This is a genomic window from Avibacterium sp. 21-599 (genome assembly GCF_026226765.1).
Classification (GTDB): domain Bacteria; phylum Pseudomonadota; class Gammaproteobacteria; order Enterobacterales; family Pasteurellaceae; genus Avibacterium.
This window is the reverse complement of record NZ_JAKKOB010000001.1, coordinates 435,014-461,266: the sequence shown is the minus strand read 5'-3', so window position 1 is coordinate 461,266 and position 26,253 is coordinate 435,014. Positions and strand designations below refer to the sequence as shown.

The window sequence follows — 26,253 nt, the reverse complement described above, 5'->3', positions numbered from 1 at the left end:
AAAAATAATGAAACGCGTTGTGGTAACAGGTATCGGCGGTATTACCGCATTTGGACGTGATTGGGCAAGCATTAAACAGGCTTTTGCGAAACAAAAAAATGCAGTGCAAACAATGGATTGGGGCAAGCTAGATGGAGAAATAGAATCTCGTCTTGGTGCGCCTATTAACCACTATACCCCACCGGAGCATTGGAATCGTAAACAATTACGCAGTATGGGCAGAGTGGCGCAGCTTTGTGTTGATGCTGCTGAAATGGCGCTAACAAATGCGGGGTTATTGCAAAATGGTGAGCTTAATCCTTGCGTCCTCAATGGCAATATGGGCGTGGCAAGTGGCTCATCATCAGGCAGCACCAAAGACATACAAGATCTCGGTTTAATGATGGCAGGTTATCCCAACACCAGTAATGCCAATACTTATGTACGAATGATGCCTCATACTACCGCGGCAAATATCGGTATTTTCTTTGGCTTAAGTGGACGTATTATCCCGACATCAAGCGCCTGTTCATCAGGCAGTCAAGGCATTGGTTATGCGTATGAGGCGATCAAATATGGAATTATCCCAATGATGTTAGCTGGTGGCGGTGAAGAGTTTTGCCCTTCACAAGTCTATGTGTTTGACTCTCTTTATGCCGCAAGTCACCGGAATAACCAACCACAACAAACACCACGTCCTTATGATCAAGAGCGTGATGGCTTAGTCATCGGCGAAGGTGCAGGGATCTTAGTATTAGAGGAACTTGAACACGCCAAAGCACGCAACGCAACGATTTTAGCGGAAGTAGTTGGGTATGGCGCAAATAGCGATGGCAGTCATATTACACGTCCACAAAAAGAAACAATGCAACGCTGTATGGAATTAGCTTTACAAGACGCGGGATTACGCCCTGAGCAAATTGGTTATGTGAATGGACACGGCACAGCCACAGAACAAGGTGATATAGCTGAAACCCTTGCCACCGCCGCATTATTTGGCAATGTTCCCCTCAGTTCACAAAAAAGCTATCTCGGACACACACTCGGCGCGTGCGGTGCATTAGAATCTTGGTTTTCCATTGAAATGATGCGCGATAATTGGTTTGCACCAACGCTCAACCTAGATAATATCGATCCACGTTGTGGCAAGCTTGATTACATTCGTCAAGCTCCAAGAGAAATTCACACAGACTATGTAATGAATAACAACTTCGCCTTTGGTGGGGTAAATACATCGCTCATTTTTAGGCGCTGGACGGAAGACTAAGTATATAGTGGATATTTAGAAATAGAATTTTCTGTAGTACAACAAAAAATTCAATGATTTTCAACCGCACTTTATTTTTATACAAAAGAATAAGTGCGGTTGAATTTTATCTACTTCCTAAAGTGATACTCCACTTGGTTTCAAAGAAGACCATAGCCAATGTATCTTGATTTTAAGTGCGGTCTTTTTTAGGCATTTTTTGCAAGTTTCGACCAGTTGTAATAGCCATATAATGAATTAAGCAAGTAAGCACCATACATTAGATACATAGCGGGGGTTTCTGCCCATAGTATGACAGAGAGAATGTTGATAATAATCCATAAAATCCACTGTTCGCTATAACGCAAAATCATCAATAATTGTGCGGCAATAACAAGTACCGTGGTAACACCATCTAAGCCCACTGAATTACCATCAGTGGTTTTTAAAATACTAATAAAGGTAGCAGAACCTAGTACCACAAGGGTGATGAGGGTTGTCCAGCCTTTTAAGGTGAGAAATTTAGCAATTACCGTTTCACTTTGTTCTGCGTTATTACGCATATTTTCTTTCCATAAGAAATAACCGATAAATTGCGCAGGGATATAAACATAAAGCGTGGTGGTCATTTCGCCATAAAACTTATTGTCTAAAGACACATAGAAATAGCTATAAGCAAAAATCAAGCCGAAGAAATAGTTACTGATTTTCCCTTTCCCGACAAAGACCACGCATAAAATCCCTGAAATACCCGCGAGCGCTTCTAACCACGAAACAGGGGATTGCACATAGGCATAAACCTGTGCCGCAATAAACAAGAAAAGCCAGACAACTTCAAAGGGTTTCCAGCCACCAAAAAATTCATTTTTGAGCGTTTGAGATAAGCGCATTGTATTATCCTCAATAAGTGAAATAAAAACCTTGCGATTTTTACACCGCACTTTTTTAAAGTCAAGGATAAGCTACATTTTTATTTGCTTTACGTGATTTTAATCACATTTTTGTTGTATATATTTTCATTTCTTTTTTGTGGCAAGATCGTTAAAATAGCCGCCCTTTTTGATGGTTGAATATTCGCGAAATGCTTTACCTATAAAGCGTTAGCAATTGAGTAAGAGTAATAATAAGAGAAAATTTTATGTCCTTTGTAGTTGGTCAGCGTTGGATTAGTGAAAGTGAAAATGATCTGGGCTTGGGGGTGGTTGCAGAAGTTAATCATCGTACCGTAACGGTCAATTTTCCTGCCGCCGAAGAAATTCGCATTTATGCCTTAGATAATGCCCCATTAGTACGAGTGGTTTTTAGCGTAGGCGATGAAATTCGCCATAAAGAGGGTTGGCAGGGAAAAGTGCTTGAAGTGTTAGATCATAATGGACTGGCATTTTATTTGGTACAAAAAGAAGACGGGCAAGAAACGCTATTGCAAGAAGCCGATCTCAGTGCGCAAATTACCTTTAGCAAGCCTCAAGAACGTTTATTTGCTGGGCAGATTGATCGTGTTTCGCATTTTGTGTTGCGTTATCGTGCCTTGCAACAACGTCAAGCACAATATCAATCGCCATTGCGTGGTTTGCGAGGGATTCGTGGTGGATTAATTCCACATCAACTTCATATTGCGCAAGAAGTCGGGCAACGTATTGCACCACGCGTATTACTTGCTGATGAAGTGGGGTTAGGGAAAACCATTGAAGCAGGAATGATTTTACAACAGCAACTTTTTGCGGAAAGAGCAGAAAGAGTACTTATCATTGTGCCAGAAAGCTTACAGCATCAATGGCTAGTAGAAATGCTACGCCGTTTTAACTTACATTTTTCACTTTTTGATGAAGAACGTTGTGCGGATTTTGATGGGCTTGACGGTGGTGTGGCAACCAATCCGTTTAAAACAGAATCCTTGATTATTTGTGCATTAGATTGGCTCATTCAAAAGCCCAAACGTGCTGAGCAGCTTGTGAAGGCAGAATTTGATTTACTCATTGTGGATGAAGCCCATCATCTTGAATGGTCGGAACACGCACCTAGTTTGGCATATCAAATGGTGGAACAGCTAGCAAGCCATATTCCAGCCGTGTTATTGCTGACCGCAACGCCTGAACAGCTAGGGCAAGCAAGTCATTTTGCACGCTTAAAACTGCTCGATTCTGATCGCTTTTATGATTATGACGCCTTTGTGCAAGAACAACAGCGTTATCAACCGGTGGCTGAAGCGGTGAAAGGATTACTAAGTGAACAGCCATTAAGCAGGCAAGAAGAAAAACATTTAGCCGACTTGCTTTCCGATCAGGATATAGCGCCATTATTGGCTGATCTTCAACATTGCGAGAAAAAAGGACAAGCACGCCAAACGCTGATAGAAAATTTACTCGATCGCCACGGTACAAGCCGTGTGTTATTTCGTAATACGCGTCAAGGGGTGAAAGGCTTCCCATTGCGTCATTATCACGAAATCACCTTGCCAATGCCAAAACAATATCGTAATGCGATTGGCGTGTTGAAAATGCTAGGTGAGGTAAAAACCAGTGATTTATTTTATCCCGAGCAGATCTTCCAAAAAATGAATCCAGATGCAGCGTGGTGGGATTTTGATCCTCGTGTGGAATGGTTGATTGATTTTTTACAATCTTATCGTGAAGAAAAAGTGTTGGTGATTTGTCATCAAGCCAATACAGCCATTCAGTTAGAAAAAGCATTACGCGAAAAAGAGGCTATTCGCAGTGCGGTATTCCATCAAAATATGTCGATTGTGGAACGGGATAAAGCTGCCGCCTATTTTGCTCAACAGGAAGAAGGCGCGCAAGTGTTGCTGACTTCCAGCATTGGCTCAGAAGGGCGAAATTTCCAGTTTGCCCATCATCTCGTGCTATTTAATTTGCCGGATAATCCTGATTTGTTGGAACAGTGCATTGGACGCTTAGATCGTATCGGACAAACTCAAGACATTGAGATTTATACGCCTTGTTTTGCCGATAGCCCGCAGGTTCTACTGGCGAAATGGTATCATCAAGGGTTAAATGCGTTTGAAGAAACCTGCCCAATGGGGGCAACGTTATTTGAAAAGTGCGGTGTAAAATTACAAGCATTTTTACAGCATAATGAACAAAATGCGGACTTTGATGAATTTATTGCACAAACTCGCCTTGAACGTGATGCACTGAAAGCCCAGCTTGATCAAGGACGCGATCGCCTATTGGAAATCAACTCTAATGGGGGCGAACAAGCCCAAGCCTTGGCAGATGCCATTGGCGCGCAAGATGGATCAAGCGAATTAATTAATTTCACCTTGAATTTGTTCGATATTATTGGCGTGGAACAGGAAGATTTAGGTGAAAAAAGTATTGTCATTCATCCAACAGGCACAATGCTCGTACCAGATTTTCCGGGCTTAAAAGAAGAGGGAGTAACCGTTACCTTTGATCGTCATTTAGCAGTAGCACGCGAAGAAGTTGAATTTCTCACGTGGGATCACCCGATGATTCGCAATGGCATAGATTTGATTACTGATGGCGAGATTGGTAAAACTGCCGTATCATTGTTCATCAATAATGAATTGCCAGTGGGATCGATGTGGTTGGAACTTATCTATATTGTGGAAGCACAAGCACCAAGAGGATTACAGCTCACACGTTTCTTGCCACCAACGCCAGTACGCTTATTAATTGATGGTAAAGGAAATAATCTCGCGGAAAAAGTGGGCTTTGAGTTGTTACAAAAACAACTTAAACCTATGGCAAAACAAATGGCGAGCAAGGTGATCAAAATGTTGCGCGCTAATATTGAACAATTATTGAAAGCAGGTGATCGGCAAATTGCGGAACAAGCTGAGGGATTTATTCAGCAAGCTGAACAGAAAGCCACACAACGTTTGGATAGCGAATTAACCCGTTTGCACGCGTTAAAACAAGTGAATAAAACGATTCGCCAAGATGAAATTGACGCACTCAGCGCAGAGCGAGAGCAAATTTTGCAGCATTTGCAAAAAGCAACTTGGCGCTTGGATAGCCTGCGTGTGATTATCAGTAATAAGAGTAAATAATGGCATTAATTGACTACCGCCCCCCGCGTGAACCTTGGTTAGAGGTGATTTATCACGATAACCATATTTTATTGCTCAATAAGCCGAGCGGTTTACTTTCTGTACCGGGAAATCAACCGCAATATTACGACAGTGCAATGTCGCGAGTGAAAGAAAAATATGGTTTTTGCGAGCCAGCGCATCGTCTTGATATGGCAACCAGTGGGATTTTGTTGTTTGCGATGAGTAAACTTGCGGACAAAGAACTCAAACGCCAGTTTCGTGAGCGTGAGCCGAAGAAATCTTACCAAGCCTTAGTATGGGGACATTTACAGCAGGAAAGTGGCACGGTGAATTTGCCACTGATTTGCGATTGGGAAAATCGTCCAAGACAGAAAATTTGTTTTGAGCTAGGCAAAAGTGCGGTAACAAATTTTGAGGTTTTAGCACGCTTACCCAATAATAGCACAAGGGTGCAACTTACCCCCATTACAGGGCGTTCGCACCAATTAAGATTACATATGCTCGCTCTTGGTCATCCCATTTTAGGCGATAAGTTTTATGCGCATCCACAAGCGAAAGCAATGTCGCCACGTTTATGCTTGCACGCGCAATCTTTACAGATTCGCCATCCTTTAACGGGCGAAATAATGAATTTTACCGCAGAAGTGCCATTTTAATTGATTATGACCAATCACAGAAATAATGCGGAGAATTGGTGATTTAATGCTACAATTCTCCCTTATTCATTTTTATTTGAGATAAATTATGTCCCGTCAAAAGAAAACACGCCGTATTACGGATATTATGCCAACACGCAAGGCGGATAAACCAACGCAAAACGTCCCAACTGGACGTGGACGCAAACTAACACGTTATGAATTAGATGCCAAAGCGCGTGAGGAAAAAAGAAAGAAAAAACATAAAGGCTTAGCCGCGGGTTCTCGCCATAGTCGCCAAGAAGAAAATAACGCCTTGCAACAACAAGCGAAGTTAGATCCTCGTGTAGGCAGCCGCAAGAAAATTCCACTCGTGGTAGAGTTCGTCAATAAACCTGAAAAAGGGATGACCATTCCACCCGTTGCGGTAGAAAAACAGAAAGCCCTTGATCCAATGGTGGAACTTGAACAGCTTGAAAATAATGAATGCTTGAATGACTTATTAGATGAGCTTGAAGCAGGTAAAACCTTAAGCCGTCAAGATCAGGCCTTTGTGGATGAATGTTTAAATCGCATTGCACAGCTTATGGATCAACTTGGCATCCGAGACGATGAAGAAAATGCGGAAAATTTATACCGCACTTTTGAAACCATTGATATTAATCAGTTTAAATAATTTATGTGGATTTACCTTTTAGTTGCCCTCGGGCTTTTGATTATTGTGGGATTAACCGCTTATGCGGTGAAATTGTTGCGTGCCTTAAAGCGACAAAAACAGCAGTTAGAGAATGCACGTTTGGCTCGTGTAAAACGCCTCAAAGAGAGTATTGAGATTATCGCTCGGGCAATGCAAAATGATGATTGCAATTTGTCTGAAGGGGCGATTCGGTTAAAAATGTTACTCGATCCTTTGGGGCTAAAAATCACCACTTACCCTGCTATGGCAGAACTTTATGAGGTAGTGAAGGAAATGCCAACGCATCAAGCACGGAAAGCGTTAAAAAAGAATGAGCGTATGCGTTTAGATCTAACACGTGAAAGTGCTGAGGCAAAGTTAGAGCCAAAAATTTTGTTGGAATTAAATCAATTATTGCTTGATATTGAAAATGTTTAGGGGGAAATTAATGTCTGGAACTATGTGGGATTCCGCGTTAATTCAAAAATATAACTATTCTGGGCCGCGTTACACCTCTTACCCAACGGCGCTAGAATTTAATGAAAATTATAATGAACAGGATTTTCAAGCGGCAGCAGGGCGTTACCCAGATCGTCCGCTTTCCCTTTATGTGCATATCCCGTTTTGCCATAAATTATGCTATTTCTGTGCTTGTAACAAAATCATTACACGTCATCAGCACAAAGCGGATATTTATCTCGATTATTTAGAAAAAGAAATTAAAAATCGTGCCGCACTTTTTCGCAACCGCAAGGTTACCCAAGTCCATTGGGGTGGCGGTACCCCTACGTATCTCACTGAGCAACAATCCAGCCGTTTAATGGCAATGTTGCGAGAACATTTCGAGATTTGTGATAACGCAGAAATTAGTATCGAAATGGATCCACGCAAAATTGAATTGGAAACCCTTGATCATTTACGCAAAATCGGTTTTAACCGAATTAGTATGGGTGTACAGGATTTCAATAAAGCAGTGCAAAAAGCGGTAAACCGTGAGCAAGATGAAGACTTTATTCACGCTTTGTTAGAACGCGCACGCACTTTAGGCTTTCAGTCCACCAATCTAGATTTGATTTATGGCCTGCCATTGCAAAACGTTGAAAGTTTTATGTTTACCTTGCAAAAAGTGATCGAACTCAACCCCGATCGTTTGAGCGTGTTTAACTATGCGCACTTACCAAGTCGCTTTGCAGGGCAGGCAAAAATCAAAGAGGATCAACTACCTGCACCAGAGACCAAACTCACTATTTTGCAAAAGACCATTGAAACCTTAGGTCAGGCGGGTTACCGCTTTATTGGAATGGATCATTTTGCCAAACCGGATGATGAGCTAGCGATTGCCCAACAAAATGGCGTGCTACACCGAAATTTCCAAGGTTACACCACACAAGAAGAATGTGATTTGCTTGGGCTTGGCGTTTCTGCAATTAGCCTGCTGGGTGATACTTATGCACAAAACCAAAAAGAACTAAAACATTATTACGCAGATATTGAACAAAAAAGCACCGCACTTCACAAAGGCTTTGTTATGAGCCAAGAAGATTGCTTACGCCGTGATGTGATCAAACAACTGATTTGTAATTTCAAACTGGATTATGCCCCTTTTGAACAGCAATATGGCATTGATTTCAAAACTCATTTTGCAGAAGATCTGGAATTGCTTGCCCCTCTGGCGGAAGATGGACTCATTGAAATAGGCCATCAAGGCTTACAGGTTTCACCAGTGGGACATTTGCTCATCCGCAATATTTGCTTATGTTTTGATACCTATTCACGACAACAAGCCAGACGTCAGCAGTTCTCACGAATTATTTAATCTCAATGATCCGCTCAAAGCGATTGCATTGAGCGGGTAAACTGTGAGCTTAGAAGTACGAAGCGAGTTAAAGAAATTCAGTATATTTAACTTTTTTATAACATATTCCTTTAAGTTATTTGTAAATTACGCTGTTTCTTTTACAATGCCTAGCACTTAACGAAATCTACTCAAAGGAGACTATTATGTTGAAAAAATTAGCCTTTTTTTCTACCGCACTTTTCGCTATCACAACTGCAACTCAAGCTGTTGCAGCAGAAAGTTTGATTGAACGTATCAACAATAAAGGGACAATTACAGTTGGTACAGAAGGCACTTACGCCCCTTTCACTTATCACGATGCGAGCGGAAAATTAACCGGCTATGATGTGGAAGTTACCCGTGCCGTGGCAGAAAAATTGGGGGTAACCGTAGAATTTAAAGAAACCCAATGGGACGCAATGCTTGCAGGCCTAAAAGGTGGACGCTTTGATTTAGTTGCAAACCAAGTGGCATTAACCACACCAGAACGTCAGGCAACCTTTGATAAATCAGAACCTTATAGCTGGTCTGGGGCGATGCTATTAGCGCGTCAGGATGAAAATCGTCTTCAAAAAGTTGAAGATGTAAAAGGCTTAAAAGCGGCACAAACACTTAGCTCAAACTATGGTGAGCTAGCGGTGAAATATGGTGCGCAAATTGTACCTATTGATGGTATGGCACAAGGACTATTATTAATTCAGCAAAAACGCGCCGATGTTACCTTTAATGATTCCTTAGCCCTGTTGGATTATTTAAAGAAAAATCCAAATTCAGGTTTAAAACCATTCTGGGAATCAGAAGATAAAGTGGGTGCTGGGTTTGTGGCTAATAAAGGCAATAATGATGCCCTAGATAAAATCAATGCCGCAATTGTTGAGTTACGCAATGACGGCACATTGAAAAAATTAGGTGAACAATTCTTTGGAAAGGATATCAGTGTTAAATAATTTCTTAGCTTCCTTACCCTTTATGACCGATGCGCGTGCTGAGCTGGTGATAAATGGGTTTCTCCCAATGGTTAAAGCAGCGGTATTGGTTTCAATACCGCTTGCTGTCGTTTCTTTCTTTTTGGGAATGATCATTGCAATTGGCGTGGCATTGCTACGAGTAACACCGGTTAATGGGTGTTTACATCGTATTCTACTTACCATTGCCAAAGTGTATATTTCAATTATTCGCGGTACGCCAATGTTGGTGCAAATTTCAGTCGTATTTTATGGCTTACCTGCATTGGGGGTGTTTATCGATCCGATTCCTGCGGCAATTATTGGGTTTTCCCTTAATGTGGGCGCTTATGGTTCAGAAACTGTGCGTGCAGCAATTCAATCCGTGCCGAAAGGACAATGGGAAGCAGGCTATACTATTGGTATGACCTATATGCAGACTTTCCGTCGAATTATTGCACCACAAGCGTTTCGTGTTGCCGTTCCGCCGTTGAGTAACAGTTTTATTGGCTTGTTTAAAGATACGTCGCTTGCTTCGGTTGTTACTGTAACAGAAATGTTCCGTGTAGCTCAGCAAATCGCTAATTCCTCTTACGATTTCTTACCGGTGTATATTGAGGCTGGGTTGGTATATTGGTGTTTCTGTTTTGTGCTGTTTATCATTCAAGCGCGGGTAGAAAAACGTTTAGATCGCTATGTGGCAAGATAGGGGAAGGCGATGATTAAAGTACGCAATATTCATAAAACCTTTGGTCATAATCCTGTACTAAAAGGGATTGATCTTGATATTCACAAAGGCGAAGTGGTAGTCATTCTTGGGCCTTCAGGTTCAGGCAAAACGACTTTCTTACGTTGTTTGAATGCCTTAGAATTACCAGAACAAGGCACGATAGAATTTACCCAAGAAAATCCACTCACCGTCGATTTTGCAAGTAACAATATCAATAAGCAGATTTTACCTTTGCGCCGTAAATCAGGAATGGTGTTCCAACAATATAACCTATTCCCGCACAAAACCGCCTTGGAAAACATTATGGAAGGCCCTGTGCAAGTGCAAAAACGCGATCCCAAAATCGTTCGTCAAGAAGCTGAAACCTTATTGGAAAAAGTGGGATTACTAGACAAAAAAGAGCTTTATCCTTACCAACTTTCAGGCGGTCAGCAACAACGTGTTGGGATTGCTCGCGCACTGGCGATTCAACCTGAATTAATGCTCTTTGATGAACCCACTTCCGCACTCGATCCGGAATTAGTACAAGATGTGCTAAACACAATGAAAGCACTCGCTAACGAAGGTTGGACAATGGTCGTGGTAACACACGAAATCAAATTTGCCCTAGATGTGGCGGACGTAGTTGTGGTAATGGACGGTGGCGTCATTGTTGAACAAGGTTCGCCACAAGCATTATTTGCCAATCCAAAACACGAACGCACTAAAGCCTTTTTACATCGTTTAAAGGCAGAATGACAACAATAAAGCGTGATAAAAAAACGAAACCGATGAGAAATCATCGGTTTTTTTTCGAGGGCATTGGCGCTCTTCCTTTTAGTTTGAATTGTCATCGGTATAGTAGACAAAATGGTTGCTAAAAAAGTGGTTAAAGCCTTTTATATAAAAAGGCTTTAACTATTCACTAATAGTGCTTGAATTGGCAATGCCAAAGTGTAGCATCCTCAGCGGTTTCCTTTTATTCAAAGCTTGCTAGCATTAACTCAAACCAATCTTGCATTGTATGACTCATTGCAGTCAAATCCAGTTTTGTTAATTCTTGCTCACTTAGCACCCGTTGACAGTATTTATCTTCTTTCGCATTGTGATAATCACTGCCATAAATACTTTCACGCAATATGGCAAAACACTTTTGTTGAATTGTTTCGGCATCATTTTTGCCTTTTTCATTATTTAGCGCGTTAAAATATTTCTCCAGATTTTCCGTTAGCACTAGGCAAGGGGATTGCTGAGCTTGAACATAAGCCTCAAGGTAGCATTGTAATTGGGTAAGTGCGGTGCTTTTTGGCAAAATTTTAAACCGCACTTGCGCATTTTTAGCATAGCTATGAGAGGGCGCTACATTTTCTTGCGTAGCACATTGCAGTAAATAATAGATCCAATTTTCAATCAGATCCTTATCACGGATTTTCCCTCCTACCCGCCAAGTAACGCGTTCCATTGTGCCGTTAGCAAGGGGATAAAGCTGATTTATTACCCCCGTTAAACGTAGGGTTTGAGTTGGCAAGGCGAAATCCAATTCTGCCACCACACTTTGGCTTTCTTGCTTTAAATATGCCGCGACATCTTTTTTCAGACCAAGAATCGCTTGGCTAAGTTGTTGTGCTTCCACTTGGGCAAAACCGCCTCTTGGCATTACCCCTTTAATTTGTAACTTGTGGAAAAACTGGCTAAACTCATCATCGTTCAGATACAGTAATTGCTGATTAATGGTGTAGCGTTCCAAATTATCGAAATCAAAATTTTCTGTATCCTTTAATGCGTTTTCTTCATTTTTCAAATAAATACCTAAAATCTGTTCCAAGAAAAATTTTATCGGGTGCTGAACAAAAGCAATAAGTTGGCTTAATTCGACATTCTGCACAAGATGTCCATTATTCAATGGCTGAATAAAACTTTGCTCTTGTGGTGTGATCTCGTTCACTAATGGCAACCATTTATGCGCAAAAGTGCGGTGCTTTTTAGTGAAATTTTTCTCGCTAAAAGCAGTCATTGGATGGTGAATCACCAATTTTTTACGCCAATATTCATTTGGGTCTGCACACGCATCCTCCTCAGGTAAAGGCAAGTTTTCTGCCACATAATCGAGTAATTGATTAACAAGCACGGAAGGTTCTTTTGGCGCATCATCAATCATTGAATGCCCGACATAGCTAAGATAGAAATAATCCTGTGCGGAAACCAATGCTTCAAGGAAAAGATAACGATCATCATCTCGCTTGAAACGATCCCCCTTTTGTTGATGATATTGCATTAGATCAAAGCTATTTGGCGTAGTTTGCCGTGGATATTCCCCTTCATTCATTCCAAGCAAACACACTACACGAAATGGAATGGAGCGCATTGGCAATAAGGTGCAGAAATTCATTTTTCCAGCTAAAAAACGTAAATTATGTGGATTTTCTTGCAAATAGTGGCTCATCACCTCAGCGACAACTTCTGCACCAAGTGATTGATTAAATTGCACATTGATTAAGGGTTCCACAAAAGTTTCAATACAATCTTTGAGATACCATTGGGTTTCTTGGCTCGTTTCGTCAAATTGGAAAAACGTTTCAACAAGCTGGAATAAGGCTTGCTGCCATTGCTCAACGGAATGCTCGCCACAAAGTGTACGGTACCATTGGTGAAGTTGCTCGATAAATTCTGCCAAATAGGCGGCCAATTGCCCTTTTAGACCATAGCTATTATCAAAACCAAGGCTGTCTTGCCAAATGCTGTTTTCTTCTCGCATTGCGTAGCCCAACAGCATTCGTTCAAGCCCAGCTTTCCACGCATTATAATTTTCTTGTACGCCATCCCGATATTTCTCCAAACCAAAACGAATACCAGAATGCACCACCCAGTGATGGATATAAGGCAAGTCTTCCAATTCAATATGGAAACGTGCGCGAATACTTGGAATATCGAGAAAATCCAACACTTCTTGTGCAGTAAAAAGGCTCTCTTTCAAGTTTAGCAATTTGATAAACGCGGAGACAATGACATCATTTTCCGACAATTTATTATCTGAAATCGAAAAGGGAAGATAAGGTTTCCCTTGCTCAAAAACGGCACGAATGTAAGGCGTATATTTATCAATATCCGCCACCATTATGACCACATCTTTTGGTGTAAGCGTTGTATCTTGATTAAATAAGTGCAATAAATAATCTTGCAATGCCTCGACCTCGCGCATTGCGCTATAACAAGCGTGAATTGAAAAAGAAAGATCTTGCGGTTCAAAATGCAGTGGCGCAATACCTGTCGGGGTAAGCGTTAAAATGCGTTGCTGAATTTGGTGTAACAATCCCTCTTTCGACAATTCTACATAAGCATTAATTTCGTTACTTTGCAAATCTGTGAGCAAATAAAGAAAATCTCGCCCTTGTTTTCCCCAAGAAGAAAGTAACGGGTTTCCCACTTGCAACAATTCTTGTTCGGCGGTGTATTCGTGCTGTTTTTGTTCTAGCTGGGCAATTTGCTGATGAGAAAATAATGGGCTAGCCTGTTGGCTTTGGTGATCAATGCGGGATCGCTGTTGTAATTTTCGCCAATATTGGCTATCTACAATATCTCCCCAATACTCACGACAAGGATTAGTGAAGAATAAATGCACATCACAAAATGCACTAATGCCGTTAAGAATTTCTAGGTACACTTTTGGCAACGCTGAGATCCCAAAAACAAAAATGCGTTTAGGCAGTTTCACAGGCATTTTCTGTTGCAATAGCTGGAGAAATTGTTGGTGTAAATGCGCTCGGTGCCAAACGTCTTCATTGCCATTTTGCTGTTGAATTTCCGCCACTAAAGCACGCCATAAAATGCCTTGCCATTCGATATGCTGTGCAATTTGAGTCACCAACTGGGGTTTATCTGTACTTTTCTGCGTAGCAATTTGTTGAGCGATCGTGCGATCTTCCTTTTTTTCCCACGCACTGATCCAATCTGGACGATACACCAAATATTGATCAAATAAATCTGCGATTTTTTCCGCTAATTGATATAACTTTTGTTGTGCCGATTGAGGTGCCGTATTCAGATAATCACGTAATGGTGCAAAGGCAGGTTGGGATAAATATTGTGGGATCAATCGCATCAAACGCCATACAATCTGCTCTTTAGCAAATTGATTTTGCTGTGTAATATTAAACAAATTATCGCGATAAAGTTGCCAAATAAAGGTGGCTGGCATAGGAAATTGCAAGTTCGCTGAAATCCCTTGCTTTTCGGCAATTTGCCATTGTAACCACTGCGCCATTCCCGGGCTTTGCACTAAAATAATTTCCGATTGTAGCGGATCATTCAATGGCATTGTCTTGATTAAATGCAACAGAATATCTTTTTGTGTTTCAAGCAAATTGGAATAATAAACGGTTAGCACAGAATTTCCTTTTATAAATTGGTTTCCCCTGTGGGATAACGCACAGTTACCTTATTTTCGTGACAATTAAGATGAAAAATAAGCTGATTTTGCTCAATGTGAGTTTGACAGCTCAGCCCCATAAACAGACGTTGTTGCTGATTATGTGCAATAGAAATGGCTTGTAAATCTTGATAAATTTTCACCGCACTTTGCCGTTGATAAGCGAGCCATTGATTAATGGACAGAAAAATACCACTAAATAGCGTTAAAGTCATCAGCAAAGCAAGCAAATTCATTCCTTGATATTTTAACGGCCTATAAAGACTCAAAATCATACCAGCTCCTTTTTGCTAAGCGCCAAAAGCGATATGCCTGAACCACGTCTTGCAGCGTTTGCTTGTTGTAAACCAATTTCACATTCTCCCCTTGATATACCTGTCCTTGCGTAATCACCGCACCGCGCAGTTCCCCTTTACCTGATAAGATTAAATCACCTTCGGCGACAACGACGGCATAAATATTGCCATTGATCTCCCAATGCTTTTCTTGCTCGGAAAACCAGTAGAGTGGATAGTTGCCAATATTCCCTTGCGATAAAAACCTTGCAAACAGCGGCGTGATCGCAGGATCAAAATAATGTGAAAATTCCCCCGCATTGATGCCGCGACTTGGCATTCTTTGAAATAGGCTCACTCGCTCACACCAAGCAAAATGGGAAGAAGAATCAGAAGTGCGGTGATTTTTTAGCGTATTTTTAAATTCAAGACGATAAACAGAATGGCGATAATCTAAAGGTAATTTTTCACATTCTTGATTCAAATTTTGTCTGCTGATTGGCAACAGTACGGCATCATTTTGTACATAAAATTTTTGCTGTGCGTTCATTGCGCGATAAAAATGCAGTTCCTCTTGGTTAAACCACATTGTAATCATCAAGAATGAGCTAAGCAGTAATAATAACGTCAGGGTAACCATACCTTTTCGCGCGTTCATTCTGTACCGCCTTGATTAAGCAAGGGAATCACTACTTGGCTTTCATATTCAATATGCGGTTGTTGCGTCAATTGCCCTTTTAAATATGCCGTAAGCAATACGGGGTCTTTTAGCCATTGCAAAGAAAAATCCGTTATTGCTATTTTATGGTCATCAAATAAATCTACCCAACCGCCTCTCTCACAAGCGAGCTGTTGCAGGTAGCCTTGGCACTCTTTTTTTGCACATTTTTGCTTAACGGTATTTTTATAAGTCAAACGTGTTTCCAGCATTTTATGTTTTAAACGATAACCGAATAACTCACGCTCAATTTCTTTTGTCCGATTTTTGCCATTTTCACGACATAGCCCCTTGGTATAAGTGGAACCAATACAGCCTGAATTATCCAAATCATAGAAAAATAACACACAGCTATTCGGTTTTTCCCCTGCAGATTGGCTAAGTACTAAGCTTGTGCCTCGTTCATCTTGCTCAAACAAGGCGAAATTGTCCACTTTACGTTTTTCAACTGCGGCACGAAATCCGGTTCGGCGTAAATCTTTGCTAATTAACTGCAACGTTCTTTCTATCTCTGCTTGTAAAAACAGACGCGCATTCATTTGCTGAATTTGCCATTGGCTATGTTGATAAAATTTCACTATGCCAATCAATAATAAGCTGGATATTCCCAACGCTGACATTAGACCGAACAAACTTTGTCCTTTTAAATAGCCTTTCATCTAAGGTTCTCCACAAGCACTGAGTGAATTTGCAGGTTTGAGTTTTAGACTACCCACATTAAAAAAAGAAAATAAGGTTTTTACCTGCCCAGCTTGCAATAAAAAACAATCAGATTGAATCGTATTACGGATACCGCTGATTCTTGCCATCTCTTGTGGAAAATAATGTTTACTGCTAATCATTGTTTTTGTTGGAAACAATGGTTGATAAATATTCGCCATTAGCTCTTCTGCACATAAGTGCGGCTGTAAACAATTGCATATTTTTTTACTTTTAACTTGTGCAACAATGCACCATTTCTGGCTTACTAACTCTCGATTTGCCACTAAAAACCATACTTGATTAGAATTTTCTACTCGCCGTTGAATCGTACGCAAAAATAAATATAAGCGTTGTTGTTCTTTGCCTAGCAGCCATTGCTCCTGGTGCTGTTGCCATACAGGTAACGCCATAAGCAATAACAAACTAGAAATCAATAACACGATAAGCGATTCTAATAAGGTGAAACCTTTCATTTTATCCATAATAAAAACGCTGATTTTTTCAACCGCACTTTGTTTATCTTATATTTTTTCAACAATATTTCTTTGTAAGAATTGTTTTCGTTACATTGCTTTTAATGCACTAGGCAGAGCCTAACAAACACGGTGCTTTTTTAATAGGGAATGAGCAAATTTTTGGAATCAAGATCGCAAAAATAATGAGAAAATAAAATGAAGGATAAACGGTCTAATCAATAAAAAATAACAAGGAAAAAAATGATTTTTTAATTTAATAGGGAAATTGACGATTGGTGGGTCGTGAAGGATTCGAACCTTCGACCAACGGATTAAAAGTCCGCTGCTCTACCGACTGAGCTAACGACCCTAAGTATATTTAGACAGTTATATTTGATTGGTGGGTCGTGAAGGATTCGAACCTTCGACCAACGGATTAAAAGTCCGCTGCTCTACCGACTGAGCTAACGACCCTAAATATATTTAGGCAGTTACGTTTGATTGGTGGGTCGTGAAGGATTCGAACCTTCGACCAACGGATTAAAAGTCCGCTGCTCTACCGACTGAGCTAACGACCCGAATAGGTATCATTGCGTAACGGGGGCTTATAATACTGTTTTTATTTTAATAATCAATAAAAATTTTCTCTTTTTTGTTTATTTGAACGAATAAACAGCAATTAAATAGTAATTTAATATACAGATAAGAAAGGCTTGAGTAGCATTCTCAAGCCTACGTTGAAATTGCATTAAGGCTAGCGAGTAGAAAGTGCGGTATTTTTTTATCGCACTTTTTAATACCGAGTAGTGTCAAATTCTATTCTTCCTTTAACATCATTTTCACCTGCGGAAAAAATACATTATACTTAGCCGAAGGATTAGATTGTATTGAGAAAATATTATGACAACGCCCTTGAATATCATTTTTGCAGGTACGCCAGAATTTGCGGCACAACATTTGGCGGCCTTGTTGAATTCAGAACATAATGTAATTGCGGTTTACACCCAGCCAGATAAGCCCGCAGGACGTGGTAAGAAACTACAAGCCAGTGCGGTGAAACAGTTAGCGGAGCAACATCAGATTCCTGTTTATCAACCTAAATCCTTACGCAAAGAAGAGGCGCAACACGCGCTCGCTGCGTTAAATGCCGATGTGATGGTCGTGGTGGCGTATGGGTTAATTTTGCCAAAAGCGGTTTTGGACGCACCAAGATTAGGTTGTTTGAATGTACACGGTTCCATTTTACCTCGTTGGCGTGGCGCTGCACCCATTCAACGCGCCATTTGGGCAGGCGATGCTCAGACGGGGATCACCATTATGCAGATGAACGAAGGCTTGGATACGGGAGATATGCTGCATAAAGTGTATTGCGATATCAGCGCTGAAGAAACCTCTTTGAGCCTTTATCATAAGCTGGAAAAAATTGCCCCAAATGCGTTGCTTGAGGTATTAAATGGTTTAGAAGCAGGACAATTTCAGCCAGAAGTGCAAGATGATGCCTTGGCTAACTACGCCGATAAACTGTCTAAACAAGAGGCTAAATTAGATTGGCAATGTTCCGCAGTACAGCTTGAGCGTTGTATTCGTGCCTTTAATCCTTGGCCGATCAGTTATTTTGTTACGACCGATAGTGATGGCAATGAACAGACCTTAAAGGTCTATCAAGCAACGGTGTTACCTCATCAGAATCAACCTGCTGGTACGATTTTACAGGCAGATAAAAATGGCATTCAAATTGCCACAGTCGATGGCGTGTTAAATCTTACTCAGCTGCAACCAGCGGGTAAAAAGCCAGTGTCGGCACAAGATTTACTTAATGGCAGAGCAGATTGGTTCCCGGTAGGTAAGGTATTAGCATAATGAAGCAAACAAAACCTCAAGCTAAAATGCCTAAAAAAAGTACCGCACTTGCTGCGAAATCCCTTTCTGTGCGTGCCGTGTCGGCACAATATCTTTTGCAAGTGTTAGATAAAGGACAATCGCTTTCTACCTTACTTGCGGAAAAAAATCCTACGCTGAAAGAACAGGATCTTCCTTTATTACAAGAAATTTGCTTTGGTGTATGCCGTGTGTTGCCCCGTCTAACGCAAATTATTCAGCAATTAGTGGATAAGCCGTTGAAAGGCAAAACTCGCCTTGTGCATTGTTTATTGCTAGTGGGCTTGTATCAACTTTTATATTTACGCACTCCTGATCACGCGGTAGTCGATGAAATGGTAAAGGCGACGCAAAGCCTGAAATTAGACAGTTTCAAAGGCTTGGTGAATGGCGTGCTACGCCGTTTCTTACGCGAACAGGCGAATATTCTAGCGAAAGTCGACAAACATTGGCAAACCTTGCACCCAGAATGGTTGGTGAATAAGCTGAAAAAAGCTTATCCAAATTGGCGAGAAATTATCGAAGCGAATAATCAAAAACCGCCAATGTGGTTAAGAGTGAATGTGCAACATAGTAATGTTGATGATTATCTCGCTTTATTACAAAAAGCAGACATTGACGCAGTGGCGGGAGAGTATCCGCAGTCCATTCGTTTAATACAGGCAAAAAATGTGGCGCAGTTACCACACTTTATGGAAGGTTGGCTCACCGTGCAAGATTTGCACGCTCAATGGTCAGCGCGATTACTTGCCCCACAAAATGAGGAAGTGATTTTAGATGCGTGCGCCGCACCGGGAGGAAAAACCACCCACATTTTAGAACTTGCCCCGCAAGCCAATGTGATCGCATTAGATGTAGAACGACATCGTTTACAACGAGTGGAAGAAAATTTAGCGCGAATGGGACAAAAAGCGTTAGTGATTTGCGGTGATGCAAGCCAGCCAGAACAGTGGCTCAGTCAGATTCAACAGCAATTCGGAGAAAGTGCGGTGCAATTTGACCGGATTTTGCTTGATGCCCCTTGCTCTGCAACAGGGGTTATTCGCCGCCACCCTGATATAAAATGGTTACGTAAAGAAAGTGATATCGCCCCTTTGGTCGCCTTACAAAAAGCCATTTTAACTGCCTTATGGCAACGCTTGAAACCGAATGGCGTGTTGCTTTATGCCACTTGTTCATTATTGCCAGAGGAAAACAGCGCGCAAATTACTGACTTTTTACAACAGCATCCTGAGGCGGAATTAATGCCACTGCCATTCCCTGAGCAAACACAAGCTGGTCATCAATTTTTTCCGCAAGAAAATGGTGGCGATGGCTTTTATTACGCGAAATTAGTGAAAAAAGCGGATTAAATTTTACAACGTGGTTATGATATGAAAATAAAAAGTGCGGTGTTTTTTTTAGGGAAAATTTCGGCATAATATAATAGTAATACAAAGGCTTAATGAAGTATTTCTGTTATATTTTTTACTCTATTAGAGTTTAAAGGTAAAAAATAAGATATTAGAAATATTATTTTCTGAAATTTTCCTTTACCAAGCTATAATGGTATGGCGTAGTTATTATTTTTTTTTTTTTTTTTTTTTTTTTTTTTTTTTTTTTTTTTTTGCATTCAAACTGTTAAGAAATTATCTCTATCTAGTTTAAAATCTGTAGGTATTTGTTGATCACAGATAACTATGTCAAAATCATTTAATTCACCAATATAAGCTGGATAGACAGAATTTATTTTAGAATGATCAAAAAGTAATATTTTCTGTTTAGTCTTAAGCATTGCTTTTTTCTTAATTTGTGCCTCACTAAAGCGAAAACAAGTAAGTCCTTTATAGAGATCAATACCTGATGTTGCAATAAATGCTTTAGTAGTACAAACATCATCTAGAATACTTTGGGTCTGTATTGATGTTAATAATGCATTATCTCTAGAGTATATTCCTCCACATAAAATAATCTCACAATGCCGTTTTTCTTGTAAAACCATAAATGTATTTATTGAACAACATATTGCTGTAAAATGAATTTTATTTGAAATTTGCGATGCAATAAAAGGCATTGTAGTGCCACAATCGAAAAAAACAACATCTCCATCATTAACTAGTGATGCTGCTATTTTTCCAATCTGCATTTTTTCAGCAAGATTCTTGTCTTTTTGATCAGAAATAAAATAATTATTTTTATTTGTCCCTGCTTTAAATAAATAACCACCTAATAATAAAATTGAAGTTTGATTACTAATATCTCTACGAATCGTCATTTCTGAAACATTCAAGATCTCCGAAGCATCTCTTAAGTGCAGACGTTCAACTTGTTGTAAGAAAGATTCTAATTGCTGAATACGATTTTTAACCTTTTTATCATACATAAACTATGTATCCATCATATTAATAATATAAAAAAGTATCACTATAACTATTTTTAAATAATAGCTCCTTTTGAATAGGTATATTATTTTTTAAATTTCCTTATAGCATTTTCTTATTTTCGCTTTATGGTATAAATACCCACTTATTTAATTTTTCTAATGACTATTTAAAATTAAATATAGCTTAATTGTTCTAGCGTCCTTAAATAACTTTTATATTTATTTTTATATATCTTATTGTTATTATAGTTTGGATGAATAGTCACTTTTTTATTTTCTATATTTTTGATGATATTGTTTATATCAAAACCTAAAGATTTCATCGTAAAAATAGCAATACCATAACACCCTATCTCATCAATATTTAAAACTTCTATTTTCATTCCAGTTATGTCTGCTAACATTTTCAAACCTACTTTAGAATAAGTTACACCTCCACTAATGCGTAATGTATTCACATTCTTGAAAATCTCTTTCATTCTTTCCAAATGGTATTTAAAGCTAAAGAAAACACCTTCATAGATAGCTTGAAATAAATGCTCTTTACTATGATTAAATTGAATGCCATATATTCCTCCTTGAATATTATTTTTATAGTTAGAACCATATAAAAAAGGGATAAATATAATGTTAGAAGAACATATTGGTAAAGACTCAATCATTTTATTTATTTCTTCATAATCAATATCTCCATACATTTTTCTAAACCATTCTAAATTAGCCATTGAAGTAGGGCTATCATCATGAATAATAACCTTATTCTCAATATAAGCACCTTGTGAAAGACCGCTATTACTATGTTTTATTGACTCAGAAACCCCACTAATAATATTCCAAGTGCCTAAAATGCCACTTAATACCTTTTCATTTTCTAAATGACAACAAAATGCTGCGGAAACGATATCAAAAAGCCCTGCAATTACAGGTATTCCAACAGCCAATCCGGTCTTTTCTGAAGCATATTCAGTAATATACCCTGATACTTCATTTGACTTTATAATAGGAGAGAGCTTTGAAAATATCTCTGGAATATCAAATAATTCAGATAAATACTTATCATATTCATTAGTATTGATATTATATAAATTCGATTCAGATATATTCGTTACTTCACAAAATAGGCTACCAGTCAGGCAAAACCTTAAATAATCATGAGTCATTAAAATATATTCAATTTTATCATATCTATCTCTATCATTATCTTTTATCCATTTCAAAATAGATACAGGATGTCCGCTCCATATATTTTGTTTTGTAAAAGGATAAACTAGTTTATCAAGCCCTTTCTTTTTCCATTTATTTACAATATTATTAGCTCTTTGATCTGAAGATAAAATCGCATTTCCTAAGGGATTAAAATCCTTATCTAATAAATAAGTGCCTTTACCTTGTGCTGAAATTCCTATTCCTAGGATAAGCCTAGTATCTATATTAAAATTATTAATAATATTTTTGATAAGATTAGAACAAGCATCCCAAAATTCATTCATATTTCTTTCAGCATACCCTGCATTATTGCTAATAGTTGATATATTATTCTTCTCAATACCAACAATTTTTCCTTCTGTATCAATTAATATTGCTTTGATAAATGTTCCACCACAGTCAAGCCCTAAAAAATATTTCATATGACCCTCCATACATTACTTTATTCTCTAAAGAAGATTTTTCTGATACCAATAGCTGAAACTTCTCCTCTTCTGACCTGATCTAGAAAAACAGCCAAAATGATCACTAATCCAATAATTAAACGTTGTAAGTATGAAGTAACGTTAAGTAAAGTTAGTCCATTTTGTAATACACCCATAATTAAAGCACCAATTGACGTTCCTATCACAGATCCAACCCCACCAATTAAACTTGTTCCTCCGATAACGGTAGCTGCAATTGCATCCAACTCATATCCAGTACCAGCAATAGGCTGGGCGGCATTTAGTCTTCCTACGAGAATAATTGCTCCAATCGCTGCCAAAATACCATTAATGACATAAGCTTTAATTTCTAGTTTAGCAATATTAATACCAGATAAACGAACAGCTTCTCTATTTCCACCTAACGCATAAATATGTCTTCCAAAAATAGTTTGAGTTAAATAATAGTAACTAATCAAAATGACAATTAATGCAATAATAACTGGAACAGGAATGCTTATTTCATCTAAATGAAGTTGGCCATTTCCTAAAAAACGTAATTCCTCAGGAAAATTATAAATTGTTTTACCATTTGATATTGTTAGCGCTAATCCTCTCGCAATCCCCATCATTCCTAAGGTAGTTATAAAGGAAGTCACTTTTCCATAAACAATGATTAATCCATTAATATATCCACATAAAGCCCCTACACCTATTGCACCTACAATTGATAATAAGACAACGCATATTACTGAGAATGAAGATGGATTATTACCTAAAAATGATAATCCCCAATGTATGAAGGAGCCTAGACATACTGCTGATAATGCAACTATAGATCCAACAGACAAATCAATTCCACCGGTCAAAATTACATATGTCATTCCAACGGAAATAATACATATTACTGATACTTGTAATAAAATATTTAGAATGTTATGTGTTGATAAAAATACATCTGAACTGATAGACATTCCAATTATCATCAATAATAATATAATTCCAATTCCTAATTTAGAAATTAATTTTTTTAGCTCTAGCATAAAACCTCCATTAATTAAATACCAATCATTAAGTGCATTAGATTTTCTTCAGTAATCTCCGCTTTATTACTAATTTCCTTTATTTTTTCTCCCCCTCTCATAACAATAACGCGATCAGACATTGTAATTAACTCTGGTAAATCTGATGAAACCATGATAATACTTCCACCTTTATCAACAAATTTTCTCATCAAATCATAAATTTCTGATTTAGCACCTATGTCAATTCCTCTAGTAGGCTCATCAAATAATAGGATATTAACGCCACTTTCTAACCATCGCCCAATAATTACCTTTTGTTGGTTTCCTCCAGAGAGTGTTTTTGTAGTTTGTTCAGAATCTCTAGAAACTATTCTTAATTTTTTTATGTTATCTTTTACTACTTTATTTTCTGCAGATCTATCTATGTAAAATTTCTTCCAAAAACGAGATAATATATTTAACGTCATATTTTCTTTTATACTTGCTCCTAGAATAAGTCCCTGTGTTTTTCTATCCTCAGTAATTAAACCTATCTTATAATTAACAGCTAATTCTGGAGATGTAATATATACCTTATGGTTATTTATATATATGTTTCCTTTTTTATTATCAGCTCCATATATAGCTCTAAGCACTTCTGTTCTTCCAGCACCAACTAATCCAGCAAATCCTAGAATTTCACCTTTCTTTAAAGAAAAAGAGATATCTTTTATATAGTTATTATTTAAGTTCTCTACTCTCAGAACTTCTTCAGACTCGTAAAATTCTCTATAATAATGAGAAAAATCAATATTTCTACCAACCATTAACTTAACTATTTCTTTTGGAGTTATATCTTTATAGTTCATCGTTCCGGTAATTTCACCATCTCTTAATACAGTAACTTTATCTGCAATATGTTTAAACTCTTCTAAGCGATGAGAAATATATATCATCGCAACATTTTTCTCTTTCAGTTGTTTAATTATCCTAAATAATGTTTCTGTATTTTTTCTAGAAATTGAGGCAGTAGGTTCATCAAAAATAATCACTTTATAATTACCAAATATCGCTTTAGCTATTTCAACCATCTGTTGTTGTGCTATGGATAAGTTAATAATAAGATCATCCGGTTTTATATCTAATTCAAGCTCATCAATAATTTTCTGTGTCTTTACTCTCATAGAATGCCAATCCATTCGGCTACCGAATGAGCTTTTCTCATTTCCTAAAAAAATATTTTCTAAAACTGTTAGATGGGGTATTAACATTAATTCTTGGTGTATAAATCCAATTCCTAATTCCTGTGCATCTCGAACTGTTTTAGGCAGATAATAAGTATTTTTAAAAAGAATATGCCCTCTGTCTCTAGGATAAATACCAGCAATAATTTTACATAATGTTGATTTCCCAGCACCATTTTCTCCTACTAAACAATGTACTTCACCGGAATAAATCTTCAAATTAATATTTTTTAAAATATCTACACCAAAAAAACTTTTTTCAATGTTTTGTAATTCTAATATGAGATTTTTGTTTTTAAACATAAATTGCTCCTATCAGGTGAGTTATTCTACTTTAATTAAAATTAATGATAGAACATTCTTATTTAGCTTAATGTGATCAAAATCACAAATTTATAAATATAGAGCTTTATTTATTAATACAAAAATCATTTTGTGACTAAAATCACAGAAATTATCTAAAAAACCGTTACACTACCAACAATGAACAAAATAATGTTCAGAAATGAGAGGTATAAGAAAGATCAAAGAACATTGGGAGACTTTATAATGAAAAGAATATTTTTTAATAGCATAAAAGCGGGACTATTCACTATTGCCCTATCCAGTTCATTATACGCATCAGAGAAACCACAAATCGCATTATTAATGAAAACATTAAGTAATGAATATTTTATTTCTATGCAGAAAGGTGCAGAAGAAGCCGCAAAAAATCTGAATATAGATCTAACTATTCAAGTGGCTGAAAAAGAAGATTCCACAGAGCAGTTAGTGGGATTAGTAGAAAATATGATAGCTAAAAAAGTTGATGCAATCATTGTAACACCAAATGATTCTATAGCATTCATCCCAGCATTTCAAAAAGCAAAAAAAGCAGGAATTCCTATTATTGATTTAGATGTTAGACTAGATGCTGAAGCAGCAAAAAAGGCAGGATTACAATTTAATTATGTGGGTGTTGATAATTTTCTTGGTGGGTATCTTGCTGCTAAAAACCTAACGCAAGCTTTAGGAGAAAAAGGGAAAGTTGCTATTTTGGAAGGTATTCCCGGTGTAGATAATGGTGAACAAAGAAAAGCGGGGGCAATAAAAGCATTTCAGGAATCACCAAATATACAGATTGTGGCGCAACAGTCTGCCAACTGGGAAACTGAGCAAGCTTTAAATGTAGTGAGTAATATTTTAACCGCTCATCCTGATATTACGGGTATCTTTGCGGCTAATGATAATATGGCAATTGGCGCCGTTACAGCCGTAGAAAATGCTGGATTAGCAGGAAAAGTTCTTATCACTGGTTATGATGGCATTCCATTGGCGATTGAATATGTAAAACAAGGGAAGCTACAAAATACAATTGATCAGCTACCTAAAAAACAAGTCGCTATTGCAATAGAAAGCGCATTAAAACAAATTAAGCAACAACCAATTCCTGAAACATTTTATGTTGATCCTGTTGTAGTCGATAAAGCAGAATCTAACAATTATTAAGTATAGCG

At 38.3% G+C, this 26,253-nt stretch carries 22 protein-coding genes and 3 tRNA genes; 12 read left to right on the top strand and 13 right to left on the bottom strand.

Going from position 1 to position 26,253, the window contains the following annotated elements:
• Positions 1-7 precede the first annotated feature (7 nt).
• A complete protein-coding gene (locus tag L5B83_RS02165) occupies positions 8-1,246 on the top strand; it encodes a beta-ketoacyl-ACP synthase (protein WP_265777414.1) in 1,239 nt (412 codons plus the stop codon).
• A gap of 188 nt (positions 1,247-1,434) precedes the next feature.
• On the opposite strand, the gene pnuC is transcribed toward L5B83_RS02165, so the two are convergent.
• Positions 1,435-2,115 (bottom strand): nicotinamide riboside transporter PnuC, encoded by a 681-nt coding sequence (gene pnuC / locus L5B83_RS02160; RefSeq protein ID WP_250350998.1) that lies wholly within the window; start codon positions 2,113-2,115, stop codon positions 1,435-1,437.
• A 248-nt stretch (positions 2,116-2,363) separates the two neighbouring features.
• On the opposite strand from pnuC, the gene rapA reads away from it, so the two are divergent.
• The 8 genes from rapA to L5B83_RS02120 all read left to right on the top strand — a co-directional run bounded on the left by rapA (position 2,364) and on the right by L5B83_RS02120 (position 10,821).
• The gene (gene rapA / locus L5B83_RS02155) at positions 2,364-5,258 is read left to right on the top strand and encodes an RNA polymerase-associated protein RapA (RefSeq protein ID WP_265777413.1); all 2,895 of its coding nucleotides are present in this window, start codon (positions 2,364-2,366) and stop codon (positions 5,256-5,258) included.
• A complete protein-coding gene (rluA, locus tag L5B83_RS02150) occupies positions 5,258-5,917 on the top strand; it encodes a bifunctional tRNA pseudouridine(32) synthase/23S rRNA pseudouridine(746) synthase RluA (protein WP_250351000.1) in 660 nt (219 codons plus the stop codon). The genes rapA and rluA overlap by 1 nt, the downstream gene beginning before the upstream one ends.
• 88 nt (positions 5,918-6,005) lie before the next feature.
• Positions 6,006-6,572 (top strand): Der GTPase-activating protein YihI, encoded by a 567-nt coding sequence (gene yihI, locus L5B83_RS02145; protein ID WP_265777412.1) that lies wholly within the window; start codon positions 6,006-6,008, stop codon positions 6,570-6,572.
• Between the two features lie 3 nt (positions 6,573-6,575).
• On the top strand, positions 6,576-7,010 hold the full coding sequence (locus L5B83_RS02140) for a DUF2489 domain-containing protein (RefSeq protein WP_265777411.1): 435 nt from the start codon (positions 6,576-6,578) through the stop codon (positions 7,008-7,010).
• A 10-nt stretch (positions 7,011-7,020) separates the two neighbouring features.
• Positions 7,021-8,388 (top strand): oxygen-independent coproporphyrinogen III oxidase, encoded by a 1,368-nt coding sequence (gene hemN, locus L5B83_RS02135; protein ID WP_265777410.1) that lies wholly within the window; start codon positions 7,021-7,023, stop codon positions 8,386-8,388.
• Between the two features lie 185 nt (positions 8,389-8,573).
• Positions 8,574-9,356 carry an amino acid ABC transporter substrate-binding protein gene (locus L5B83_RS02130; RefSeq protein ID WP_250351004.1) on the top strand — a complete coding sequence of 261 codons (783 nt, stop codon included), beginning with the start codon at positions 8,574-8,576 and terminating at the stop codon, positions 9,354-9,356.
• A 22-nt stretch (positions 9,357-9,378) separates the two neighbouring features.
• Positions 9,379-10,062, top strand: coding sequence for an amino acid ABC transporter permease (locus tag L5B83_RS02125; protein WP_268739399.1), 684 nt, complete (start codon positions 9,379-9,381; stop codon positions 10,060-10,062).
• Between the two features lie 9 nt (positions 10,063-10,071).
• Positions 10,072-10,821, top strand: a complete 750-nt coding sequence (locus tag L5B83_RS02120; RefSeq protein WP_265777408.1) for an amino acid ABC transporter ATP-binding protein — start codon at positions 10,072-10,074, stop codon at positions 10,819-10,821.
• 220 nt (positions 10,822-11,041) lie between these two features.
• On the opposite strand, the gene recC is transcribed toward L5B83_RS02120, so the two are convergent.
• The 8 genes from recC to L5B83_RS02080 all read right to left on the bottom strand — a co-directional run bounded on the left by recC (position 11,042) and on the right by L5B83_RS02080 (position 17,216).
• Positions 11,042-14,446: an exodeoxyribonuclease V subunit gamma gene (gene recC, locus L5B83_RS02115; RefSeq protein WP_265777407.1), complete on the bottom strand. Its 3,405-nt coding sequence runs from the start codon at positions 14,444-14,446 to the stop codon at positions 11,042-11,044.
• Positions 14,447-14,457: 11 nt separating this feature from the next.
• On the bottom strand, positions 14,458-14,763 hold the full coding sequence (locus L5B83_RS02110) for a DUF5374 domain-containing protein (RefSeq protein WP_250350881.1): 306 nt from the start codon (positions 14,761-14,763) through the stop codon (positions 14,458-14,460).
• Entirely contained in the window at positions 14,744-15,421 is a 678-nt protein-coding gene (locus L5B83_RS02105) for a DUF2572 family protein (RefSeq protein ID WP_265777406.1), read from the bottom strand. The genes L5B83_RS02110 and L5B83_RS02105 overlap by 20 nt, the downstream gene beginning before the upstream one ends.
• The gene (locus tag L5B83_RS02100; protein WP_265777405.1) at positions 15,418-16,140 is read right to left on the bottom strand and encodes a PulJ/GspJ family protein; all 723 of its coding nucleotides are present in this window, start codon (positions 16,138-16,140) and stop codon (positions 15,418-15,420) included. The genes L5B83_RS02105 and L5B83_RS02100 overlap by 4 nt, the downstream gene beginning before the upstream one ends.
• Positions 16,141-16,665: a prepilin-type N-terminal cleavage/methylation domain-containing protein gene (locus L5B83_RS02095; RefSeq protein ID WP_250350884.1), complete on the bottom strand. Its 525-nt coding sequence runs from the start codon at positions 16,663-16,665 to the stop codon at positions 16,141-16,143.
• A 267-nt stretch (positions 16,666-16,932) separates the two neighbouring features.
• Positions 16,933-17,008 (bottom strand) — tRNA-Lys (locus tag L5B83_RS02090).
• A 28-nt stretch (positions 17,009-17,036) separates the two neighbouring features.
• A tRNA-Lys gene (locus L5B83_RS02085) sits at positions 17,037-17,112 on the bottom strand.
• A gap of 28 nt (positions 17,113-17,140) precedes the next feature.
• Positions 17,141-17,216, bottom strand: a tRNA-Lys gene (locus tag L5B83_RS02080).
• A 322-nt stretch (positions 17,217-17,538) separates the two neighbouring features.
• Between L5B83_RS02080 and fmt the strand changes: the two genes are divergently transcribed.
• Complete coding sequence (gene fmt, locus L5B83_RS02075; protein ID WP_265777404.1) at positions 17,539-18,498, top strand: methionyl-tRNA formyltransferase; 960 nt, start codon at positions 17,539-17,541, stop codon at positions 18,496-18,498.
• 26 nt (positions 18,499-18,524) lie between these two features.
• A complete protein-coding gene (gene rsmB / locus L5B83_RS02070; RefSeq protein WP_265778359.1) occupies positions 18,525-19,868 on the top strand; it encodes a 16S rRNA (cytosine(967)-C(5))-methyltransferase RsmB in 1,344 nt (447 codons plus the stop codon).
• Positions 19,869-20,128: 260 nt separating this feature from the next.
• Here rsmB and deoR read toward each other — a convergent pair whose 3' ends face one another.
• The 4 genes from deoR to L5B83_RS02050 form a co-directional block, all read right to left on the bottom strand.
• Positions 20,129-20,878 (bottom strand): DNA-binding transcriptional repressor DeoR, encoded by a 750-nt coding sequence (gene deoR, locus L5B83_RS02065; RefSeq protein ID WP_265777403.1) that lies wholly within the window; start codon positions 20,876-20,878, stop codon positions 20,129-20,131.
• A gap of 173 nt (positions 20,879-21,051) precedes the next feature.
• Entirely contained in the window at positions 21,052-22,506 is a 1,455-nt protein-coding gene (locus L5B83_RS02060) for an FGGY-family carbohydrate kinase (protein WP_265777402.1), read from the bottom strand.
• Between the two features lie 20 nt (positions 22,507-22,526).
• The gene (locus L5B83_RS02055; RefSeq protein WP_265777401.1) at positions 22,527-23,552 is read right to left on the bottom strand and encodes an ABC transporter permease; all 1,026 of its coding nucleotides are present in this window, start codon (positions 23,550-23,552) and stop codon (positions 22,527-22,529) included.
• Positions 23,553-23,566: 14 nt separating this feature from the next.
• Complete coding sequence (locus L5B83_RS02050) at positions 23,567-25,060, bottom strand: sugar ABC transporter ATP-binding protein (protein ID WP_265777400.1); 1,494 nt, start codon at positions 25,058-25,060, stop codon at positions 23,567-23,569.
• 246 nt (positions 25,061-25,306) lie between these two features.
• On the opposite strand from L5B83_RS02050, the gene L5B83_RS02045 reads away from it, so the two are divergent.
• Positions 25,307-26,245: a sugar ABC transporter substrate-binding protein gene (locus L5B83_RS02045; RefSeq protein ID WP_265777399.1), complete on the top strand. Its 939-nt coding sequence runs from the start codon at positions 25,307-25,309 to the stop codon at positions 26,243-26,245.
• Positions 26,246-26,253 lie beyond the last annotated feature (8 nt).

Bases quoted from the DNA above. Each gene is read 5' to 3' on its own strand.
- L5B83_RS02045 (WP_265777399.1), top strand. From the start codon at position 25,307: ATGAAAAGAATATTTTTTAATAGCATAAAAGCGGGACTATTCACTATT.
- L5B83_RS02050 (WP_265777400.1), bottom strand. From the start codon at position 25,060: ATGTTTAAAAACAAAAATCTCATATTAGAATTACAAAACATTGAAAAA.
- fmt (WP_265777404.1), top strand. From the start codon at position 17,539: ATGACAACGCCCTTGAATATCATTTTTGCAGGTACGCCAGAATTTGCG.
- yihI (WP_265777412.1), top strand. From the start codon at position 6,006: ATGTCCCGTCAAAAGAAAACACGCCGTATTACGGATATTATGCCAACA.
- L5B83_RS02130 (WP_250351004.1), top strand. From the start codon at position 8,574: ATGTTGAAAAAATTAGCCTTTTTTTCTACCGCACTTTTCGCTATCACA.
- hemN (WP_265777410.1), top strand. From the start codon at position 7,021: ATGTCTGGAACTATGTGGGATTCCGCGTTAATTCAAAAATATAACTAT.
- rsmB (WP_265778359.1), top strand. From the start codon at position 18,525: ATGCCTAAAAAAAGTACCGCACTTGCTGCGAAATCCCTTTCTGTGCGT.
- pnuC (WP_250350998.1), bottom strand. From the start codon at position 2,115: ATGCGCTTATCTCAAACGCTCAAAAATGAATTTTTTGGTGGCTGGAAA.
- L5B83_RS02140 (WP_265777411.1), top strand. From the start codon at position 6,576: ATGTGGATTTACCTTTTAGTTGCCCTCGGGCTTTTGATTATTGTGGGA.
- L5B83_RS02165 (WP_265777414.1), top strand. From the start codon at position 8: ATGAAACGCGTTGTGGTAACAGGTATCGGCGGTATTACCGCATTTGGA.
- L5B83_RS02055 (WP_265777401.1), bottom strand. From the start codon at position 23,552: ATGCTAGAGCTAAAAAAATTAATTTCTAAATTAGGAATTGGAATTATA.
- L5B83_RS02060 (WP_265777402.1), bottom strand. From the start codon at position 22,506: ATGAAATATTTTTTAGGGCTTGACTGTGGTGGAACATTTATCAAAGCA.
- L5B83_RS02120 (WP_265777408.1), top strand. From the start codon at position 10,072: ATGATTAAAGTACGCAATATTCATAAAACCTTTGGTCATAATCCTGTA.
- L5B83_RS02100 (WP_265777405.1), bottom strand. From the start codon at position 16,140: ATGAAAGGCTATTTAAAAGGACAAAGTTTGTTCGGTCTAATGTCAGCG.
- L5B83_RS02095 (WP_250350884.1), bottom strand. From the start codon at position 16,665: ATGGATAAAATGAAAGGTTTCACCTTATTAGAATCGCTTATCGTGTTA.
- rluA (WP_250351000.1), top strand. From the start codon at position 5,258: ATGGCATTAATTGACTACCGCCCCCCGCGTGAACCTTGGTTAGAGGTG.
- L5B83_RS02110 (WP_250350881.1), bottom strand. From the start codon at position 14,763: ATGATTTTGAGTCTTTATAGGCCGTTAAAATATCAAGGAATGAATTTG.
- L5B83_RS02125 (WP_268739399.1), top strand. From the start codon at position 9,379: ATGACCGATGCGCGTGCTGAGCTGGTGATAAATGGGTTTCTCCCAATG.
- deoR (WP_265777403.1), bottom strand. From the start codon at position 20,878: ATGTATGATAAAAAGGTTAAAAATCGTATTCAGCAATTAGAATCTTTC.
- rapA (WP_265777413.1), top strand. From the start codon at position 2,364: ATGTCCTTTGTAGTTGGTCAGCGTTGGATTAGTGAAAGTGAAAATGAT.
- L5B83_RS02105 (WP_265777406.1), bottom strand. From the start codon at position 15,421: ATGAACGCGCGAAAAGGTATGGTTACCCTGACGTTATTATTACTGCTT.